The 19,011-nt window shown below is 67.4% G+C and carries 23 protein-coding genes and 2 tRNA genes; 9 read left to right on the top strand and 16 right to left on the bottom strand.

Translation table 11 applies throughout. From position 1 onward, the window contains the following. Positions 1-13: 13 nt before the first annotated feature. Complete coding sequence (hisC, locus tag ABZU76_RS47320) at positions 14-1,069, bottom strand: histidinol-phosphate transaminase (RefSeq protein WP_354883730.1); 1,056 nt, start codon at positions 1,067-1,069, stop codon at positions 14-16. 104 nt (positions 1,070-1,173) lie between these two features. Between hisC and ABZU76_RS47315 the strand changes: the two genes are divergently transcribed. The 5 genes from ABZU76_RS47315 (at position 1,174) to ABZU76_RS47295 (ending at position 5,894) form a co-directional block, all read left to right on the top strand. Continuing rightward, positions 1,174-1,806: a dienelactone hydrolase family protein gene (locus ABZU76_RS47315; protein WP_220245682.1), complete on the top strand. Its 633-nt coding sequence runs from the start codon at positions 1,174-1,176 to the stop codon at positions 1,804-1,806. A gap of 62 nt (positions 1,807-1,868) precedes the next feature. Beyond that, complete coding sequence (locus ABZU76_RS47310) at positions 1,869-3,860, top strand: acetoacetate--CoA ligase (protein ID WP_354883727.1); 1,992 nt, start codon at positions 1,869-1,871, stop codon at positions 3,858-3,860. 42 nt (positions 3,861-3,902) lie between these two features. Beyond that, positions 3,903-5,612, top strand: a complete 1,710-nt coding sequence (locus ABZU76_RS47305) for a phosphatidylglycerol lysyltransferase domain-containing protein (protein ID WP_354883724.1) — start codon at positions 3,903-3,905, stop codon at positions 5,610-5,612. Positions 5,613-5,688: 76 nt separating this feature from the next. Beyond that, a tRNA-Ser gene (locus ABZU76_RS47300) sits at positions 5,689-5,778 on the top strand. Positions 5,779-5,820: 42 nt separating this feature from the next. Then, positions 5,821-5,894, top strand: a tRNA-Arg gene (locus tag ABZU76_RS47295). Between the two features lie 87 nt (positions 5,895-5,981). On the opposite strand, the gene ABZU76_RS47290 is transcribed toward ABZU76_RS47295, so the two are convergent. The 13 genes from ABZU76_RS47290 to ABZU76_RS47230 form a co-directional block, all read right to left on the bottom strand. Beyond that, positions 5,982-7,178: a tyrosine-type recombinase/integrase gene (locus tag ABZU76_RS47290; protein WP_354883721.1), complete on the bottom strand. Its 1,197-nt coding sequence runs from the start codon at positions 7,176-7,178 to the stop codon at positions 5,982-5,984. Then, positions 7,178-7,354, bottom strand: a complete 177-nt coding sequence (locus ABZU76_RS47285) for a helix-turn-helix domain-containing protein (RefSeq protein ID WP_354883718.1) — start codon at positions 7,352-7,354, stop codon at positions 7,178-7,180. Before ABZU76_RS47285 ends, ABZU76_RS47290 begins: the two co-directional genes overlap by 1 nt. Further along, complete coding sequence (locus ABZU76_RS47280) at positions 7,351-8,700, bottom strand: replication initiator (protein WP_354883715.1); 1,350 nt, start codon at positions 8,698-8,700, stop codon at positions 7,351-7,353. Before ABZU76_RS47280 ends, ABZU76_RS47285 begins: the two co-directional genes overlap by 4 nt. Positions 8,701-8,784: 84 nt before the next feature. Then, a complete protein-coding gene (locus ABZU76_RS47275; RefSeq protein ID WP_354883712.1) occupies positions 8,785-9,660 on the bottom strand; it encodes a hypothetical protein in 876 nt (291 codons plus the stop codon). Positions 9,661-9,760: 100 nt separating this feature from the next. Next, positions 9,761-9,979, bottom strand: coding sequence for a hypothetical protein (locus ABZU76_RS47270; RefSeq protein ID WP_354883709.1), 219 nt, complete (start codon positions 9,977-9,979; stop codon positions 9,761-9,763). Continuing rightward, complete coding sequence (locus tag ABZU76_RS47265) at positions 9,979-10,287, bottom strand: hypothetical protein (RefSeq protein WP_354883706.1); 309 nt, start codon at positions 10,285-10,287, stop codon at positions 9,979-9,981. The genes ABZU76_RS47270 and ABZU76_RS47265 overlap by 1 nt, the downstream gene beginning before the upstream one ends. 5 nt (positions 10,288-10,292) lie before the next feature. Continuing rightward, positions 10,293-10,523 carry a hypothetical protein gene (locus ABZU76_RS47260; protein ID WP_354883704.1) on the bottom strand — a complete coding sequence of 77 codons (231 nt, stop codon included), beginning with the start codon at positions 10,521-10,523 and terminating at the stop codon, positions 10,293-10,295. A 22-nt stretch (positions 10,524-10,545) separates the two neighbouring features. Further along, the gene (locus ABZU76_RS47255) at positions 10,546-11,985 is read right to left on the bottom strand and encodes a cell division protein FtsK (RefSeq protein ID WP_354883701.1); all 1,440 of its coding nucleotides are present in this window, start codon (positions 11,983-11,985) and stop codon (positions 10,546-10,548) included. A gap of 148 nt (positions 11,986-12,133) precedes the next feature. Then, complete coding sequence (locus ABZU76_RS47250; protein WP_354883698.1) at positions 12,134-12,346, bottom strand: hypothetical protein; 213 nt, start codon at positions 12,344-12,346, stop codon at positions 12,134-12,136. Positions 12,347-12,389: 43 nt separating this feature from the next. After that, the gene (locus tag ABZU76_RS47245; RefSeq protein ID WP_354883695.1) at positions 12,390-12,665 is read right to left on the bottom strand and encodes a hypothetical protein; all 276 of its coding nucleotides are present in this window, start codon (positions 12,663-12,665) and stop codon (positions 12,390-12,392) included. Continuing rightward, complete coding sequence (locus ABZU76_RS47240) at positions 12,665-13,066, bottom strand: hypothetical protein (protein WP_354883692.1); 402 nt, start codon at positions 13,064-13,066, stop codon at positions 12,665-12,667. Before ABZU76_RS47240 ends, ABZU76_RS47245 begins: the two co-directional genes overlap by 1 nt. Then, complete coding sequence (locus ABZU76_RS47235; protein ID WP_354883689.1) at positions 13,063-13,203, bottom strand: hypothetical protein; 141 nt, start codon at positions 13,201-13,203, stop codon at positions 13,063-13,065. The genes ABZU76_RS47240 and ABZU76_RS47235 overlap by 4 nt, the downstream gene beginning before the upstream one ends. 454 nt (positions 13,204-13,657) lie before the next feature. After that, the gene (locus ABZU76_RS47230; RefSeq protein WP_354883686.1) at positions 13,658-13,999 is read right to left on the bottom strand and encodes a hypothetical protein; all 342 of its coding nucleotides are present in this window, start codon (positions 13,997-13,999) and stop codon (positions 13,658-13,660) included. A gap of 115 nt (positions 14,000-14,114) precedes the next feature. Here ABZU76_RS47230 and ABZU76_RS47225 point away from each other — a divergent pair, with 115 nt between their 5' ends. The 4 genes from ABZU76_RS47225 to ABZU76_RS47210 all read left to right on the top strand — a co-directional run bounded on the left by ABZU76_RS47225 (position 14,115) and on the right by ABZU76_RS47210 (position 17,175). Then, positions 14,115-14,885, top strand: coding sequence for a GntR family transcriptional regulator (locus ABZU76_RS47225; protein ID WP_354883683.1), 771 nt, complete (start codon positions 14,115-14,117; stop codon positions 14,883-14,885). Positions 14,886-15,008: 123 nt separating this feature from the next. Beyond that, positions 15,009-15,395, top strand: a complete 387-nt coding sequence (locus tag ABZU76_RS47220) for an SCO5389 family protein (RefSeq protein WP_354883680.1) — start codon at positions 15,009-15,011, stop codon at positions 15,393-15,395. A gap of 836 nt (positions 15,396-16,231) precedes the next feature. Further along, positions 16,232-16,696, top strand: coding sequence for a type II toxin-antitoxin system antitoxin SocA domain-containing protein (locus ABZU76_RS47215; protein ID WP_354883677.1), 465 nt, complete (start codon positions 16,232-16,234; stop codon positions 16,694-16,696). Then, a complete protein-coding gene (locus ABZU76_RS47210) occupies positions 16,693-17,175 on the top strand; it encodes a hypothetical protein (RefSeq protein ID WP_354883675.1) in 483 nt (160 codons plus the stop codon). The genes ABZU76_RS47215 and ABZU76_RS47210 overlap by 4 nt, the downstream gene beginning before the upstream one ends. Before the next feature lie 392 nt (positions 17,176-17,567). Here the strand turns inward: ABZU76_RS47210 and ABZU76_RS47205 are convergent, their stop codons facing one another. Together ABZU76_RS47205 and ABZU76_RS47200 are read right to left on the bottom strand one after the other, a co-directional pair. Beyond that, positions 17,568-18,188, bottom strand: coding sequence for a GPR1/FUN34/YaaH family transporter (locus ABZU76_RS47205; RefSeq protein WP_220245685.1), 621 nt, complete (start codon positions 18,186-18,188; stop codon positions 17,568-17,570). 397 nt (positions 18,189-18,585) lie between these two features. Next, positions 18,586-18,807: a hypothetical protein gene (locus ABZU76_RS47200; RefSeq protein WP_266118435.1), complete on the bottom strand. Its 222-nt coding sequence runs from the start codon at positions 18,805-18,807 to the stop codon at positions 18,586-18,588. Positions 18,808-19,011: the final 204 nt, after the last annotated feature.

Genomic DNA, 19,011 nt, shown 5'->3' with positions numbered 1-19,011 from the left:
GTCACACCAAAGATCACGCCAGGAATTCCTGGGCGGCCGCCAGGAACAGGTCGTTCTCCTCCGGGGTCCCGATGGTCACGCGAGCACCATCGCCCGGGAACGGGCGCACGATCAGTTTCCGGTCCAGCATGTGCTCGGAGAAGGCGACCGTCCGCTCGCCCAGCGGGAACCACACGAAATTGGCCTGAGTAACCGGAATCTCGTAGCCCATGGAAACCAACGCTGTACGCACGCGGTCGCGTTCGGAGATGATTTCGGCGCAGCGTTCCATCAGCTCGTCGGCGGCGTCCAGCGAAGCCATGGCGGCGACCTGGGCGATGGCGTTCACCGAGAAGGCCACGTACACCTGGCGAAGCGCCTCCGCGATTGAAGCGCAAGCCACGGCGTAGCCCACCCGCAGGCCGGCCAGCCCGTAGGCCTTCGAGAAAGTCCGCAGCACGGCCACGTTTTCCCGGGTACGCGCGATTTCCACGCCGTCCGGCACGTCAGTATCCGTGACGAATTCCTTGTAGGCCTCGTCCAGCACCACCAGCACGTGGGGCGGCACGGCGTCGATGAAGCGCTCCAGCTCGTCGTGCGTCAGCACGGTGCCGGTGGGGTTGTTGGGGTTGCAGACGAAGATGAGCTTCGTCCGGTCGGTGATGGCCGCGAGCATGGCGTCGAGGTCGAGCCCGTGCCCGGAGGTCAGCGGCACCTTGACCGACTGCGCGTGCGCGACCTGCGTGACGATCGGGTACGCCTCGAACGAGCGCCACGCGAACATCACCTCGTCGCCAGGGCCGCAGACGGCCTGGATGAGCTGCTGGCACAAGGAAACCGAGCCGCAGCCGACGGCGAGGTGCTCGATGGGGACGTCCAAGTCGCGGGCGAGGCGTTCGCGCAGGGCGTGTGAACCGCTGTCGGGGTAGCGGTTGACGTCGGCCATCGCGTCGGTGATGGCGGCGCGCACGCTGGGCAGCGGGCCGCCTGGCACCTCGTTGCTCGCGAGCTTGATCGCGCCTTGGATCGTCCGGCCGGGGACGTACTTCGGCAACGAATCGAGGTCGGGGCGCGGTGCGAGGGACGGCATCGTCGGTACTCCTCGGGTCAAACGGGACGGCCTGGCCACCGTATCTCGCGACGTCGGATCCACAAAGGTTCCCAATGTTCACCTGGAGGTGATTGCATGAGGTGATGACGTCGACGAGCACCGTGGATTACCAGCGTACCGACGGTCGCGCGCTGCGCCTCACCTTCGCGGAGCCCGACGGTGCCATCCGCGGCGGCCTCGTTGTCCTGCACGAAGGCGACGGGGTCACCGACGGTGTGGTGCTGCTCGTCGCGAGCCTGGCGAACGAAGGCTGGCTCACCGTCACGCCCCACATCGACGGCGGCGAGAAGCTCACGCAACAGGACCTCCTCGACGCGACGGACATCACACTCGAATGGCTGGTCGAGCACGGTGTGGAGGCCGATCTGCGCGGCGTCGTCGGGTTCGACCTGGGTGGCACGGCGGCGCTCGTGGTCGCGTCGCACCGCCGGCTCGGCGCGGCGGTGAGTGTGGGCGGCCAGCGCGTGACGGAGCTGCCGCGGCTGCTGGACATCGCGGGCCACCTGACCAGCCCGTGGCTCGGCATGTACGGCGACGCCGGTGACGAAGCCGGCGGCGCCGAGGTGGAGCAGCTGCGCGAAGCGGCGGCGTCGGCGAGGGTGGCCACGAACGTCGTGCGCTACCCGGGCGCCAACCACCGCTTCGACGCCGACCCCAGCGCGGCCGAGGAAGCCTGGCAGCGCACGTTGGACTGGTTCGACGCGCACCTGCGGTAGACCGAAGACAGGCAAGAGACAAGACGGTGGCCGGGGTGGTTAGCCGCAGTTAACATCGGCGGGTGACCCAGACTGCCGATGTTCCCGAAGTGCTCTGGCGACCCGACCCGAGCCGCGTGTCCGACACTCGCATCGAAGCGTTCCGCAGGTGGCTGCGAGAAGAACGCGGCGTGGAGGTCGGCGACTACGACGCGCTCTGGCGCTACTCCGTGGAGCACGTGCCCGAATTCTGGGCGGCCGTCGCCGAGTTCTCCGGCGTGCGCTGGCACGAGAAGCCGCGAGAGGTCCTCTCGGGCGCGATGCCGAACGCGAAGTGGTTCGACGGCGGAACGCTGAACTACGCGGAACACGCGCTCAGCCCCGGCGTCGCGGGCGCGGCGAAGGGCGACGACGAGCTCGCCGTGATCTTCCACCGCGAAGACGGCTTCGCCGAGCAGCTCACGTACGGCGACCTGCGCGCGCAGGTCGCTGCGGCGCGCGGAGCGCTGAAGGCGTTGGGCGTGACGAAGGGCGACCGGGTGGTGGCGCTGGCGCCGAACTGCCCGCAGACGCTCGTCGCGTTCCTGGCGGCGGCGTCGCTCGGCGCGATCTGGTCGTCGTGCTCACCGGACTTCGGCGTGCGCGCGATTTCCGACCGTTTCACGCAGATCGAGCCGAAGGTGCTCATCGCGGTGAACGGCTACGCCTACAACGGCCGCGAGTTCGACGTCACGCCCACGGTCGAGCGGTTGAGTGCCGACATCCCGTCGCTGAGCGCGACCGTTCTCGTGAAATATGTGGGTGGCGGGACCGTTGACGGCGCCCTCGACTGGAACGCGCTGCTCGCCGAGCACGCCGGCACCGAGCTGGCGTACGCGCCGGTGGAGTTCGGGCACCCGCTTTGGGTGCTGTACTCGTCCGGCACCACGGGCCTGCCGAAGGGGATCGTGCAGGGGCACGGCGGGATCGTCGTCGAGCACCTCAAAGCCCTTTCCCTGCAAGCGGATCTCGGGCCGGGCGAGCGGTTCTTCTGGTTCACCACCACCGGCTGGATGATGTGGAACTTCCTCATCTCGGGCCTGCTCGTGGGGTCGACGATCGTCCTCTACGACGGCAGCCCCGGCCACCCGGACCTCAACGTGCTGTGGCGCCTGGCCGAGCAGCACCGCATCACATACTTCGGCACGTCCGCGCCGTTCATCCAGAGCTGCCTCAAGGCGGGGCTGGAACCGTCGGCGCGTTACGACCTGAGTGCGTTGCGCGCCTTGGGTTCCACGGGTGCGCCGCTGTCGGTCGAGGGCTTCCGGTGGATCGTCGACAAGATCGGGAAGTCGGTGCAGATCTGCTCTGTCTCCGGCGGCACGGACCTCTGCGCGGCGTTCGTGGCGGCGTCGCCGGACGTGCCGGTGTGGCTGGGGGAGCTGTCGTGCCGGGCGCTGGGCGCGGCCGTCGCGTCGTACGACGAGGCCGGTTACCCGCTGGTCGACCAGGTCGGCGAGCTGGTGATCACGGAGCCCATGCCGTCGATGCCGGTGTTCTTCTGGAACGACCCCGACGGCACGCGGCTGCACGAGGCGTACTTCGACATGTACCCCGGCGTCTGGCGCCACGGCGACTGGATCCGCGTGACCCCGCGCGGCTCCGCGGTGATTTACGGCCGCAGCGACTCCACGCTCAACCGCGGCGGCGTGCGCATGGGCACGGCCGAGTTCTATCGCGTGGTGGAGGGCTTCGACGAGGTCGCCGACTCCCTGGTCGTGGACACTTCCGCGGTCGGCAACGACGACGGGCAGCTGCTGTGTTTCCTCGTGCTGGCCCCGGGTGTGGATCTTGCCGACGTGGAGCCGAAGCTGCGGAAGGAGCTTCGTAGCGCTCTGTCACCGCGCCACGTTCCCGACCGGTTCGTAGTGGTCGGCGAAATCCCCCGTACCTTGAACGGTAAGAAGTGTGAGGTGCCGGTGAAGAAGATACTCTCCGGAGTCGCGCCGGAGAGGGCTGTGAGCAGGGACGCGCTGGCCAACCCGACCGCGTTGGCCCCGTTCACGGAGCTCGCGGGGGAGCTCGCCGGGCGGTGACGAAGCAGGGGGAAGCATGGCTGGGCCGTACGTGTTGCACGCGTGGTGACGGGGACACGCGCGCAGCACAGCTGGCAGGTGGCGGGCGTGACGACCGTCAAGGCGATCACCTGGGTGACCAGGCTCGCCGGCCTGCTGACGCTACTTTCCGTGGTGGTTCCCTCCGGCCGTAACCTGCGTGGTCACCTGGCCGAGTGGCTGGAGCTGCCGCAGGGGGCGACCGTCGCGGCGGCGACCGTGGCCGTGGTCACGGGCGTGTTGCTGATCATGCTCGCGGCCGGACTGCGGCGGCGCAAGCGCCGGGCGTGGCAGCTCGCGGTCGGCTTCGCGGTGTTGTTGACCTTGTCACACCTGGGGCTGCGGCACGTGTTCGGCGCGGGCGTGGTGTCGGTGGTGCTGCTGATCGGGCTGATCGTGAACCGCCGCTACTTCGTCGCGGAGCCGGATCCGACCACGGGCCGCTGGCGCGCGGTGCGGGTGTTCCTGCAGCTGGTGCTGGCGGGGTTCGTGATCAACGTGGTGCTGCTTTCGGTGGCGTCCGGGCGGATGCTCGAGCCGCTGAGCTTCCCCGGCCGGCTTTCACAGTCCGGGCTGGCGCTGGTGGGCGTGAGCGGTCCCGCCGTGTTCCACGGCGCGTGGCTGGAGGACCTGTCGGCGGCGATCGGGCTGCTGTTCAGCATCGCGGCGGTGCTCGTGTCCGCGTACTTCCTGCTACGTTCGGCGGAGCCCGCGCCGGAACTGTCGGACGACGAACTGGCGCGCCTGCAAGCCCTGCTGACCGAGCACGGCGACCGCGACTCGCTGGGCTACTTCGCGCTGCGGCGCGACAAGTTCGCGGTGTTCTCGAAGACGGGCAAGGCGGCCGTGACGTTCCGCGTGATCGCCGGCGTCGCGCTGACGTCGGCCGATCCGCTGGGTGACCACGAGGCGTGGCCGGGCGCGATCGAGGAGTACCTGGAGATCTGCAAGCGCAACGCGTGGGTGCCGGCGGCGATGGGCGCGTCGGAGCTCGGGGCGACGGTGTGGGCGCGCTTCGGGCTGGAGGTGCTGGAGATCGGCGACGAGGCCATCGTCGACACGGCAGGCTTCACTCTGGAGGGCCGCATCATGCGCGGTGTCCGCCAGGCGGCTTCGCGGACGCGCCGGGCGGGGTACAAGGTGCTGGTGCGGCGGACGGAGGACCTGCGGCCGGGGGAGCTGGACGAGCTGGCGCTGTTGGCCGCGGCGTGGCGGGGCACCGAGACGGAACGTGGCTTCTCGATGGCCCTGGGCCGCATGGGCGACCCCGGCGCGGTGATCGTCACGGCCGAACAGGGCGGCCGCGTACGCGGCGTCCTGCAGTTCGTGCCGTGGGGTGCGCGGGGCCTGTCGCTCGACGTGATGCGGCGGGACCGTTCGGCGGACAACGGCGTGAACGAGCTGATGATCTCGGAGTTGCTGGTTTATTCGCACGAGCACGACATCGACCACGTCTCACTGAACTTCGCCGCGTTCCGGTCGCTGATGGAACAGGGACAACGCATCGGTGCGGGTCCGGTGGCGCGTATCTCGGCGAAAGTCCTGCACTTCTTCTCTCGCTGGATCCAGATCGAGAGCCTGTACCGCTTCAACGCGAAGTTCCAGCCGCGGTGGGTCCCGCGGTACCTCGTGTACCCCGGCGTGCGCGAACTCCCACGCGTCGGCGTGGCCACCTTCGAAGCCGAGGGCCTCGGAGGCCGTTCCCCCTGGTTGCGGCGCCTGCTGCAACGCTGATCTTCACTTTCGGGGGGTGCCTTCGCGGGGTAATGGGGGGTGTGTAAGCTATCTGGGCAGTGGTCGACAAGGCCCAGGAGGCTTCGCCTAGTCTGGTCTATGGCGCCGCACTGCTAATGCGGTTGGGGGTAACCCCCCCTCCCGGGTTCAAATCCCGGAGCCTCCGCTGGTGCCTGTTTCGGCAGGTGCTAGATTAACAACTGAACAAGCGCCCGTAGCTCAGCTGGATAGAGCATCTGACTACGGATCAGAAGGTCAGGGGTTCGAATCCCTTCGGGCGCACGTAAGGTTGAGACAGCAGTACCAAGAAACCCCCTGGTAACAGGGGGTTTCTTGGTGTCTGGTCCCTGTCCACGGTTGCGGCCGTAGTCAGTCGGTTGCCGGTTTATTGCCAGTTTTGCCGAGAGGCAAGGAACCCAGCGCGTCGGCACTCGCGCGGGACGTCTGGCCGCGACCCATGTAGACGTCCTGAGTCATCGACGGGTGTGCGTGCCCGAGGATGTCGGCGATCTGACGGGCCGTCAGGCCGGCGTCGTCCAGCATGGTCGCGACGGTCTTGCGGAGGGTCTTGAACGTGACCCACTCGTACCCGGCCCGCCGGCGGAACGGCAGCCAATGCCGGTTGGTCAGGTTCTGGAAGTTCAGGTACCCGCCCCGGTTGTTCGGGTAGATCGGCCCCGTCGGATCGAGGACCCCGAGGCGCTCGCGCCGTTCGACCAGCATCGTGACGCACCAATCCGGCAACGGGATCGGACGGTCGGCGTTGTCGGTCTTCCCGCCGTTGCGGATGGTTCCCTTGCCGCGAGCCTGGATGAGCCCGCCGCTCACGTGGATCACGCGGGCCGTCTCGTCGAAGTCCGGCCAGTCCGCTCCGATCATCTCCCCGCGGCGCTCCCCGGTGGCAATGAACCCGCGCACGAGGTCCGGCAGGTCCGCCGTGCGAGCCTTCTCGTCCGCGTCCAGCTTGGCCAGGAAGTCCAACAGGTCGGCCGATTCCAGCGCCCGCGGCTTGGCTTTCTTCGTCTTGGCCCGGCGTTCCAGCAGCGGTGCGACGTCCCTCACCGGGTTGGACTTGATCAGCCCCTCATTGACCGCGAACGTCATGACGTTGCTGATCACCGCCCGAACCTGCCGGGCCAGGCTGTGACTGTGGGCCTTGAGTTTCGCCTGGCAGAGTCGGTTGATCACGGGCGTGCCCACTTCGATCAGCTCAAGCTGCCCGAGCACTGGCACCACGTGGTTCTTGAGGTTGTACGTGTGGTTGTCCACCGAGGTGAACGAGTAGACGCCGTTGTCCGCGTCTCGGCGGTACTCGTCCAGCCACGCCGACGCCACGGCCTCAAACAGGCTGTGCGCGGACAATTCGGCACCGGGCAGGCTCTTCACCTTCGCCTTGACCGCCTTGCGGACCTCGTCCCGAGCGACCTCCTTCGTCCGCCCGCGGCGGCGAATGTCGTAGTAGGCCCCGTCATGGTCGCGGTACTGGCACCGGGCGACGAACACCGAGCCCACCTGTTTGACCTTGATCTCTCCCGCCGTGCCCAGCGGAAGCCGATGCCGGCCCATCAGGCCACCCCCTGTGCTTCGACCCAGGCGTCGACGTCCTCGGGGCGGTAGCGGACGTATTTGCCGATGCGGCGGCCGGCGGGGCCGTAGCCCTTGCCGCGCCACTTGTACAGGGTGTTGACCGGCACGCCGAGGTGGGTGGAGAGGTCCTCAATGGTCAGCAGAGTCTTGTTCATGGTCGTTCCTCCTTGGTGAGTTTTTCCTTGCGCTGCATGCGTTTTCCTTCGTAGATCGCTTCGGCGATCTCGCGGTCTTCGTGGTGGCCGTAGCCGTTGCCCGTGTGCTTCCAGTGGTTGACGACGAGCACCGTGTCGGCGCTGGCGCCGGTGGCGTCGAGAGTGGCGAGGTGCTGGTGGGTGCGGCGGTCGCCGCGGATGGTGGTGAAGGTGATCGAGTACCGCTGTGACTTGGTGAGGAAGTGGCCGCGGAATCCGAGCATGTGAGCCCACTTCCGCAGGTAGGCAAGGCCCTCGTTGGCTCCGAGTGCCCACGCGGTGGTGATCATCCGCCGGTGGTGCGGGTGGACGTCCAACGCGTCGATGGCGCGTTCGGAGCGGATAGGCCGGTCGGGGACCTCGCTGGTGGAGGTGCCTTTGGTGGCGTACTTGGCGATGTAGCCGGCGAGCGCGCGGTCGGTGATCTCGCCGCCGTCGGGCTCGGTGGCGTGCGCCGGGCGGATCGGGCGGACGTCGACTTGGCCGCCCCAGCGGAACACGTACTTGGCGGTGGCGCCGTCGATGGTCAGGGTGCGGGTGACGGTGGTGTTCTCCACGGCAGCGCGGACGGCGTGCTCTATGAGCGCGTTGTCCGCCCACTCGGGGGCGGGGTCGTGGGGGCCTTCGGGGCCGTCGAGGCGGATGACGGCGTGGAAGTGGATGAGGCCGCGGCGTTGGTATTCGGCGACCTTGGCGTACGACAGCCGGGCGTGGTCGGCGAAGTCGCCGGCGCGGATGCCGGCGGCGGTGGCGATCTCGCGGCGCAGACGGACGGTGAAGGCGTGCCACAGCTCGCCGGCGTGGCCTTGCCACAGCACAGCGCCGGGGTAGTCGTACGTGCCGGGGTCGAGCGCGGTGCCGACGCGGGGGTCGGCGTCGTGGTGGTATTCGCCGCAGGTGCAGGGGATGCGGCGGCCGGTGCGGGTGGTGCGGCGGCCGTGCACGGCGCCGAAGCTGGGGGCGGTGAGGGTGATGAACAGGCGGGGCTTGTCCGCGACGGTTTCGGGGATGGTTTTGCCGCCGGTCATGCCGGCGCGGATGAGGTGGAAGGCGTCGGCGGCGTAGCGGTCGGAGCAGGCCGGGCAAACCGTTTCGCGGCGGTTGCCGCACGGGGCGTAGACGGTACCGGCGGTGTGGTCGAGGATCCGTCCGGTCGTGTCGGTGATCGTGCGGTAGCCGGTGAGGTGGACCGGTTGCAGGCATCCGCCGGTGGCTTCGGCGCGGGCGCGCACGGCGCGGATGACGGCGGGGGTCATGCGGTTGGTGATGCGGGTAGCCAGTGAGGACCCGTCGTGCTCGGTGATCATGCTGGCCTCGTTTCGTGCGGGCACCACAAAGCCGGGCCACCCGTGGTGCGTGGGGTGGCCCGGCGAAGGTGTGCGGGTGTTCGGTCAGGCGGTGACCGGGTGGTGGTTCACGGTGGTGTTCAGCTCGTCCGCGAGCGCGGTGAGCATGCTCTTGGGGAGGTTGACGCGGGCGGCGAGGTCGTCGGCGGTGACGGGGCGGCCGGCGGTGTGGGCGTCGGTGGTCGCGGTGGTGACCGTGGTGCGGATGCTCACGGGCAGGGACTGGAGAATCCCGTCCGGTCGCGGCCGGGGAGGTTCAGGCGGCGTCGGTGCGGGCGTCGAGGAGACGGCGGGTGCCGGCGCGGCCGGCGTGGGTGCTGGCGACGGTGGCACCGCGGATGGCTCGGGGGCCGGTGCCGTTGCGAGGGCCTGTTCGCGGGCTCGGATGCACTGGCGCTGGATGATCGGCATGACTTCGGCGAGCAGGTAGACCACGAGGGGGATGACGACGTGGAAGAACACGCCGCCTTGGGAGACTTCGCCGTTGGTGGGCTTGAAGGCGGCCCAGACGTTCGCGACGAAGGTGGCGGCGAGCAGGAGCCGCTTGAGGTGTTTGACGGGCTTGTCGTCGACGGGGATGCCGGCGGAGAGCATGGCGGCTTCCCAGCGGAGCAGGGTGACGAGGATGCCGGCGAGGGCGGGTTCGGCGAGCCAGGCGCCCCACCACATCGGGTCGGTGGTGGGCAGGTGGCCGGCGAGGAAGTCGTGGACGCCGGTGGTGGTGAACCCGAGCCCGACGGCGAGGAAGAACCACATGGTGCGGGTAATCGAGGTGCGGAAGCGGTCCGCGGTGACCGCACCGAGGAGCGGGTCGGCGGCGAGCCGGTGGACGTCGTGGGCTTCGGTGAGCTGGTGGGACAGGGCGCGGACCCGGCGCGAGACCGGGCGGTTGTCGCCCTTCGGGGCGGTCTTGCGGAACACGTCAGGTACCTCCTTTCAGGACAGGACACGCGGGACCGCGTGTGGCACGCCGGAGATCTCGTGCGGCAAGCGTCACGAGGACTCAGGACATGCCGGGGGGCTACGTGGTGCTGGCGAGGTCGTAGGCGTCATTGGCGACGCGAGCCATCTGCCTTGCTGCTTCGTCGTGGAAGCGGGCGAGTTCGCTGGCGATCTCGGACAGGCGCAGCAGTGCTTCGCGGTTGCGGCCGCCGTTCGGGTTGAACACCTTCGCGCCTTCGGCGTCGAATTCGTCTTGCAAGCGCGCGAGTTTGGCCACGTCGGCGGTGTGCGTGCGCATCACTGAGGTCCTTCCGGGGCAGTCTGGATGTAGCGGGCGGAGGAGTCGAGCAGGGCTGCGAGGTAGCGGGCGAACGCGGGCGGCATTTCCAGCTCGGCGACCTCAGGGAGACCATGGTGGTGCTGGGTGACCCGGAGAAGCACGGTGGTCGCGGTGGCGACCACGGCGGTGTTGTCGACGCTGGCACCGCCGTAACGCACGCCGTCGATCGAGCGCAGGGGGTAGATCCCGAGCCCGTCTTCGAGCGTGGCCACGGCGGTGTGCCAGATCTCCGAGTCCGCCGGCGCGACGCGGGCGGGGCTGTCCATGGTGGTCAGTCCTGTTCGTAGCGGATGTACTGGACGGAATAGGCGCCGTCACCACGGCGGGCGGTGCGCCATTCCCGCCACAAGGCGCCGGTGAGGACCGCGAAGATCAGTACGGTCGGGACGGCGACGAGAACGAACAGCCAAAACGAGTGGATCACGGCGATCTCGATCACGAACACGAGAGCGGCGATAGTGGCGATCTTGAGCCAGGTGCTGAGGAACTTGAGGGTGATCACGGGTGGTGTCCTTTCCGGACGGTCAGGCGGCGAAGGGGTAGACGTTGGTGTCGGTGGGCGGCTCGTGGTGCGGGGTGCAGAGGCGGACGAGTTCGTCAATGTCGTCGTCGGTCGAGTAGCCGGCGCGGACGCGCATCGGCTGGCGGGACTTCTCCGAGGTGCGGTAGCCGATGCCCTCGCATCCGGTCTCGGGGATCTCGTCGGCGAGCGCGCCGCGGTCGCGGGCACCGTCGCCAAGCACCATGTCCACGTAGAGGTTGGATCCGGTGCGCAGCGAGACCCGGCGGGTGAACAGGTCACGGACGGGGACGATGTCTTTGCCGGGTTCCTGCACGTAGGCGATGACGGAGCACCCGCAGGCCCTGCCCTGGGTGAGGATCTCGGCGAGAACCTTGTTGACCATCAAGATCGTGGCGCGCTTGCTGCTCAGGGCGGTGAGCATGGCGAGTTCGTCGATCATGAGAACTTCGAACGGCGTTTCGATCGAGGGTGTGAACTTGCGCTTGCCCTCGCTGCGCAGGACTTCCTGCCGTTCCTTCATCCGGTCGCGGAACTCGAAGAGGAGCCCGAGCATGGCGTCCACGTCGTCGAGGCCGGTGCCGTCGTCGTACTCGACGTCCTCATCAGCGGACGAGGCATGCTGGTAGAACAGCGGCTTCCCGCGTTCGGTCTCCATGCCGCCCTTGGGATCGATCATCCAGACGCGGACGATCCGGTCGCGGATCATCGGCCCCATGGCCCGCAACGGGTTCCACAGCAGGGACCCCTTGCCCGAGCCGGTGGCCCCAGAAATCAGCCAGTGCTGTCCGAGCAGGGGTTCGGTCCAGACCTCGCCGTACTCCGTGTCACCCAGCTCGATCGCGGTCAGGTCGACCTCGTCGGGCTCGCCGGGGATGTCCGCCGGAGGGATCACGTCGTTGAACGGGTTGCCGAACACGAGCGTGATCGTCAGGACTCGCGGCTTGATCTTCTCGATCGAGATCACGTCGGCACCCAGGGCGGACGCCAGTTCCTCTTGTGCGTCGCGGAAGGTGCTCAGCGACTGTCCCTTGCGGATTGCGACCCTCAGGACGTCGATCGATGGGGTGGGGCTGGAGACCTTGAGCAGGCGCGGGACGAGGATCTCGCCGGTGCGACGGTCGTCCACGGTCAGGTTGCAGAAGTCCAGGCTGGAGCGCCACGACCGGCCGAGGTAGCGGGTCCAGCGCCGGCGGGTCGAGCGGAGCCGGGGAGCGGCCACGCGGGTGAACGACTCGGGGTGCGCGCGGTGCCAGGCCAGGCCCGCGGCGAGCGCTCCGGCGGCAATCCCACCGGTTCCGACCGCACCCAGCTCGATCATGCTGGTGGTGACGGCGGCCGGGGTGGCGAGGAAGCCGGGGTGCCGGGCGAGCCAGAGCGCGCATCGGGCTTCGGGGCGGGTCTTGTGGGTGGTGCGGCGGGTGCCGCGGTTCGTGCTCTTCATGTGGAGTGTCTCCCTGGTGCGGGGACGCGTCAGGGCCGCAACCCCGGGCGGTGCGCGAGCACCGATCAGTAGGGGATTGCGGCCCTGACGACGTCCAAGCGTGGTGATCATCTGGTGGGCGGTATGCGGTTGTGGGCGGTGCGGCAGGTCAGTGGCGGCGGGCCTTCGGGGACCGGTTGTCGGTGTTGAACAGCGGTCGCGCGGCCTCCACGATGGTGGTCATCGTGGCGATCCTGCGGGCGGCGTCGTCGTGCTCCTTCTTGAAGCCGCCGACCCGGTTCGGCAGGGCGGTCATGGTGACCCGAAGCCGCTTCATGGCCTTGTCGAGTTGCTCGATCTTGCGGTCCAGCTGAGTGCTCACTGTCGTTCTCCTTCGTTCAGTAGCGGACGGGTGCGCGGGCGGCTTAGACGCGCCAGCCGCGGGAGACCAGCTCTGCCTTGCGCTTGGTTGCCGACTCCCGGAGCAGGTCGAGACCGGTGGAGGCGGACTTGGAGGTGGCCTGGACGTCAGCCTTGCTCGGGACCTGCCAGCCCTCGAACCGATCGCCGCTGGCCTTGTTGTCGTCGAGCTTCTTGATCATCCGGGCCACTTCGTCGAATGCGTTCCGGACCTGGTCGAGCGCGAATTCGAACTCGACGAACTTCGCCTTGTTGTGGTTGTTGATCGTCTGGGAGGTCATCAGCCTGCCTTTCGCTGCTGTTCACGGGCGGTGGTCGGGCGGGCGGCCAGAGCGCGCCACTGTCGGGCCTTGTTCTTCGTCGCACGGGGCACGAGCACCGAATTGCCGGGGCCGCTGTGCCCGTAGCAGGTGTAGAAGTGCCCTCCTCCCTTCGTGAGCCACTTGGCGTCCAAGAGCTGGTGCACGGCATGCGCCTCGTCAGCGGGGGTGGTCTCGATCGCGAGGCGGGCGTACAGGCGGTAGACCCGCTCCGACGGCCCGACCAGCACGTATCCCACGTTCTCGGCAATCCGAAGCACCTTTTCGATCAAGTTCATGTCGTTCACCGGCATGCGGGCCGGCGTCGTCGAGGCGGGTTCGGCGAGCGGGTTGCCGAACAGGTCGAGCGGTTCGGCGGTCATCGCTTCACCCAGCCCGCGAACAGCCCTCCCAGCACGATCACGACGACGAGACCGCCGGCGACCGGCATGGCCATGAACAGGGCGGCCAGAATGGTGAGCCACAGCGGGTAGAACGTGGTGTTTGCAACTCGGTTCATCGAATTCACCTCACATCTGCCACTGGGCACCGCAACGGCGACAGGTGGCAATTCGGGTCGGGGACAACCAGAAATCGGCGCTGCACACGTGGGCAGCCATCACGCACCCCGTTTCGGGCCGTGCGGGTCGAACGTGGACAGACCGTCGCGCAGGTAGACCGTGCTGGTGTTCATGCCGTCACCTCCTCGAACTCCGGCAGGTGCAGCCACGGCCACGCGCTGAGCTGGGCGGCGTAGAAGTCGAACTCGTCCATTTCTCTTGCTCCCTCATGTCTAAGACGGATGGACCCGAAGATCCCCGAAGAAATGTGTTCGGGAATCAACGCGAGCAGCCGTATTCGGCGTGTTTTTGGGCGCAGTCAGGCACACTATGTATTTGTCAATGAGCGAAAAGTGCCCTCGCCCGGCTCGAACGGGCGGCTAACCTGTATTAGGGAGGGCGGCCGTTGCCGGCTTAAAACGAGGCGACCGGCTTCAAGCCGACGGCCGCGAACGCGACCCCCGAGACGGTCTCGCCGTTGGCGTTCTTGAACGAATAGGGCGACATGCGCGGCGCGACCAGCTCGACCACCATGCCCTCCTCGAACTCGTCGCCCGGGTCCGCATCGAGGGTGAACCGGACCTCTTCGCCCTTCTCGCCCTTCGTCTTCAGGAACAGCGAGGCCACATAGCGCCGCACGCCGTCGCGGTCCGTGACAGCCACCTCGCGGCCGTTCTCGTCCTTGCGGGTCTTCGGCTCGGGCGCCTCAGCGACGCGGGCGGTGTAGTTGCTCAGGTCGCACGGGATGTTCCGCATGTCTACCTCCTGCTAGAGTTGGTGTACCAACTGGGTTGGTAAGCCAACTGTAGACGAGGTTGGCGAACCATGCAAGAGGTTGGCGCACCAACTTCGAAGATTGGAGGGATTGATCATGAGCGACGGCGAGCCGGCGCACATGTACGAGCGGATCGCCGCAGCTCTGCGGGACCAGATCCTTGCCCGGACTCTCACCCCGGGGAGCCGGTTACCGACCCGGGAGGAGATCGCTGAGACGTTCGGGACTTCCCAGACGACCGTTCGCCAGGCGCTCGACCTCCTGGAGTCTGAGGGTCTGATCAACCGTGGCCGCGGGTCCGCTCCGACGGTGCGGCTCTATGACCCGCTCATCCGGCGTGCTGCGCAGCACTACAAGTCGGATCCGGGTGCCCCGTTTGCGGAAGAAGCGATCGCGACTGATCGAGTGCCGCGGTACAGCCACAACACCAGGCCGGACCGCGCCGGCTTGGAGGTTGCCCACCGGCTCAAGATCGGCGTTGGTGACGAGGTGATGCGGACGGACTACGTCTCGTACGCGAACGACGAACCGATGATGTTGACCAGCTCGTACGAGCCCGTAGCGATCACTCGCGGAACTCCGATCGAGCGACCGGAGGAGGGGCCGTTGATGGGCGCCGGCATCATCGACCGGTTCACGAGCATCGGGTTGCGGCCGACCAGCGTGATCGAACGGTTGCATGCACGCATGCCGCGCCCGTCGGAGGCTGAAGAGCTCAGCCTTCGGCCGGGGATTCCCGTGGTGGTCATCGTGCGACAGTCCTACTGCGGAGACCTGCCACTTGAGACCGCCGACATCTTGCTCGCCGCCAACCAGTACAAGCTCGAATACGCCACGACCGTCGCGCCCCTTGAGGGCGGCGCCTGACGACGGCGGTCGCACGCAGTGAGCGACGTGGAAGGCCCTCATCAACCAGATGGGGGCCTTCCCTCATGTCTGGACATGTGGAATGAATGGATATGACAACCAGATTCAATACTGGAGGCTGCTGTGTCGCTTACCGTTCCGTCGGCTCTTCTGGACCAGGCGCAACGCGGGTCAATCTCGGAAGAGGACTTCTTGGCATGCATCCAACAATCCCTGCCGTACGCGTGGTCCGTCGTGGCCGGCACCGCCGAAAAGCTGCAGGCCAACGGTGCAGCCGTGGAGATCAACGAAGACGTGCCGCAGACGGACGCCGAGTGGGGTCAGCTCTTCCGGCTGATGGCAAGCGACTCCATGCGCGCCGCCGTCGAGCGGAAGTACGGCGTTCGCCTGGCCTTCCAGAACTGCTGCAAGGTGGGCGCCTTCGCGCAGGACGCCACTGAGCAGTACAAGGAGTTCGTTTCGATGCGAGCGCAGATCTTGAACCAGAAGCCCGAGCTGCTGAACTGCTAGCATCCCGAGCCGGAACGCCTCTCGGGCAAGGTGGGTGGTTCCTCCTCAGCCCGGGAGGCGTTCCCCTGTTCGGAGCGATGTCAGCACTCCGTGTTCAGAGTTTCCTTACTTGTTCAAGGCGGCCCCTCCGGGGCCGCTGAGCACTGTGTTTGACCCGCGGGCGAGCCTCGCCGGGGCGTGCGGGCTGGCGCCCGGTCCCCGGCGATCACCCGCGGAAAAGCAGCCCAGCGACCACCCGCCGGCGGCGCCGCGAACAGGTCTACTGATCAAGAGATGTCCTCGCCGGACGGGCAGGTCTCCAGGATGGTCGAGCCGAACACGCCGGTTGCGTCGTGCGTGCCTGTCGTCCATCCCGACGACCTCCCGAGGGCTATCAAGCCTGTCAAGGGGGCAGTCCCGAAGTACGCCGGCCAGAGGCAAGCCGGGGCCCCCTTGACAGGCTCGATCGGGCTGGCGCCAGGTCGACGGGATGGACGAAGAGGCCCCCACTTGTAGGTGAAGATCAAAACCGACGTAGCCGGATTCGAACATGTGTTCTACACTGTGACTGTCAGGTCATGGGTGCAAGCCTTGAGTCGATGTCGATGCACAGCCTGTGGACACCGGTTGTCCACAGGGGCGTCCCAGATCACTACGCCGTTGATTCGCAGGTCAGACGGCACGATTTCCGACGATCCCAAGGTTAAGGTGGCCAACATGTTGCGTTCGTGCATCGTCTGGCGATATAGAACGCGACCCTGCCTGGCGGAATCGTTGTCATGTGAGATGGTTTAAACGCACTTGACAAGTCGCCTGTGGATAACCCTGTGGATAACTAGTGAGGAGGGGGAGGCAGCATGGCGGGCGTGCGAGACGTAGCCGCGTACATCCTCAGTCAGCGCGGCCCGATGACAGCCATGAAGCTTCAGAAGCTCGTGTACTACAGCCAGGCGTGGCACCTGGTCTGGGAAGAGGAACCCCTCTTCACGGAACGCATTGAAGCTTGGGCGAATGGCCCGGTCATCCGCGAGCTGTACCGGGAGCACCGCCAGCGTTGGGAGCTGCAGTCCGGCGAGAAGCTCGGCGGCGATCCGTCCCGTCTCACAGACAGCGAGCGTGAAACCGTCAACATCGTCTTGGGCGCCTACGGTGACAAGGCGGCTCATTGGCTCAGCGAGCTGACGCACAGCGAGGCCCCTTGGAAGGATGCGCGCACCTCTGCGGGGCTTGACGACGGCCAGCGTGGCGACGCTGAGATCACGCGTGCGTCGATGTACGAGTACTACGACAGCCTGACTAGCGAAGCCGCCGAGGAAGTGTGAGCCGGAAGGGCGTTCCTAGAGCGAAGGCCCGGCCGGGAAGTGACCGCACGCCGCGTGCTGTCAGCATCGGTGCCGTCCAGCAGGAAAAGAAACCTCGCCGGGAGTTCACGCCTTCGGAGCCCGACTCGAAGCTCGTTATCCTGTTCAGTCGGGTCGATGTCGGCGGTCCGTGGTGCCTGACCGAGATCAGCCAGTCGGATCACGCCGGCCTTCTGGGCCGCATCCGCGACATCGAGTCGATGACGGTTCATTCGGTCTTCAGTGGCAACGGACTGGGTAAGGACTACCCACTGCCCCTACCGAATGATCAGGCGAACGGCCGGTTGAGCGAGCTGGAGTACGACGACCGTGATGAGATCAACTGTCTGCGGATTACCGGAGAGCGACGCCTGTACGGCTTCCGTGAGGGGCCGCGGTTCTACGCGCTGTGGTGGGATCCACACCACAAGATCTGGCCAAGTCGCAAGAAGCACACCTAGTCACTGCTGAGTTGCCAGTAAATTGCCAGTAATCGGCGCTCACCACGGCCAAACGACGGCAGCCAACGCTGGCCGAGTCGTGAAGATCCGAGCAAGTCACGAGGGCTTTTGATCGTCAACAGCGAGTAACGGCAGAGGTCGAAACCAGACCAGAAGGTCAGGGGTTCGAATCCCTTCGGGCGCACGTCTGGTTGAGACAGCAGTACCAAGAAGCCCGCCGGAGACGGCGGGCTTCTTGCTGTCCGGGCTTTGTTCGGCAGCCACAGCAGGGAAGCGGGGACCCCGCGCACCGAGCAGACCCCGCCCGGGGCCGTGTCCAGGCAGGGTCTGCTCGGGGTGGTCCGTCGACCACCGCGGGTGGGCGGCGAAGAGTCACGCCCGCCCGGGGTCACTCAGGTCAGCACCGGGCGGCCCAGCGGCAGTCCCTTGCCGCCCGTCGCGGCGGACATCGCGCCGAGGTACAGGTAGACGCCGACCGCGGCGAAGACGAAGCAGACGTAACCGCCGGCGGTGGACGCGCCCGGGGCGTCGCCCACCGTGCCGTAGAGCACGAGGGCCACGGCGAGGTCGATCAGCACGAACAGCACGGTGAACATGGCAGGCAGCCGCAGCGTGCCGAGGGTCAGCAGGACGATCGTGATCAGCCAGGCGATCAGGAAGATGCCCTGCGTGGCGATGGCCGCGTCCGAGGTGATGCCGAACCAGTTGTGGGTCAGGCCGAGCACCAGCGCCGAGTAGCTCCACCAGAACCCGGCGAAGATGCCGAACACCGAGGCGACGGCGTTCTGTCCCAGCGACAGCGCCCACACCGCGGCGACGAACTGGCCAAGGCCCGTCGCGGGCAGGATGATGGCGATCGAGGCGCCGACGGCACTGGCCGGGACGTACCCGGTCAGAACCAGGCCGAGCGCGATCGTGCCGACGATGAAGGTGGGCAGCCCGATCATGCCGGGGTCGCCCACGGGTGCGGTTTGGGCAGGGGCTTCGACTTCGGTGGCAACATCAGTGGACATCGTGTACTCCTCGTTGAGCTGCGAATGATCCTCGAGTGCGGTCAGGCTGGGCGGCGGTCCGAGATCGGCCGGACGGGGGAGACGCGGTCGCGCCACCCGCTTTCCGCGCCGAGCTGGTCACCGGCTCCGGGCTGAAGCGGCGGACCAGCAGGAGTGAGAGACGCGGTGGCGCCATCCGTTTTCCGCGCCGAGCCGGGTCAGTGGCTCCGGGCCGAAACGGCGGACTCGTCGGTGATCGGCCGGACGCGGACGCGGTGGCACAACCCGTTTTCCGCGCCGAGCCGGGTCACTGGCGCCAGGGCGAAGCGGCGGACCCGTCGGCTCGAACTGCGCCGTGACGACCGCCTGCGACCGAGCGGGCCGCGTCGGGTGATCTCCCCGATGGGGGAGAACCACTTCACTGGGTTCTGGGCCACATTCCTGACAGCTCGGGGTGGTCGTCGTCGATCAGGCGGTGCGCCAAGGCGATCGCCTCTTTGGGATCGATCTGGTCGAAGTCGGGATGCCCCTTGGCGATTCCCTCGAAGACGGCGGCCAGCTCGGTCGCCGCGGTCGGGGACAGGCTGGTGTCCTGGCTGCACTGCACGTAGCGCAGCCGCAGCACCCCCGCGGCCTGCATCAGCAAGGCGCAGTAAGTATTGTGCGCGGCTGGTGCCCGATCGGATCGAGCACCTGACTGTTTGCCTTTCACGCGGACTCCCATCTCTCGTCAAGTCTCCCGACGCGGCCGGTCAGGCGGTGGCGCGCTTTTTGAGTTCCTTCGCTGCGGCACCCGGGTCGGCGGCGTTGTAGATCGCGCCCCCGGCAACGGCGACGGTGGCAC

It is taken from the genome of Amycolatopsis sp. NPDC005232, from assembly GCF_040607795.1.
Taxonomy (GTDB): domain Bacteria; phylum Actinomycetota; class Actinomycetes; order Mycobacteriales; family Pseudonocardiaceae; genus Amycolatopsis.
The sequence above is the reverse complement of the archived record's forward strand: the minus strand, read 5'-3'. Positions and strand labels throughout refer to the sequence as shown.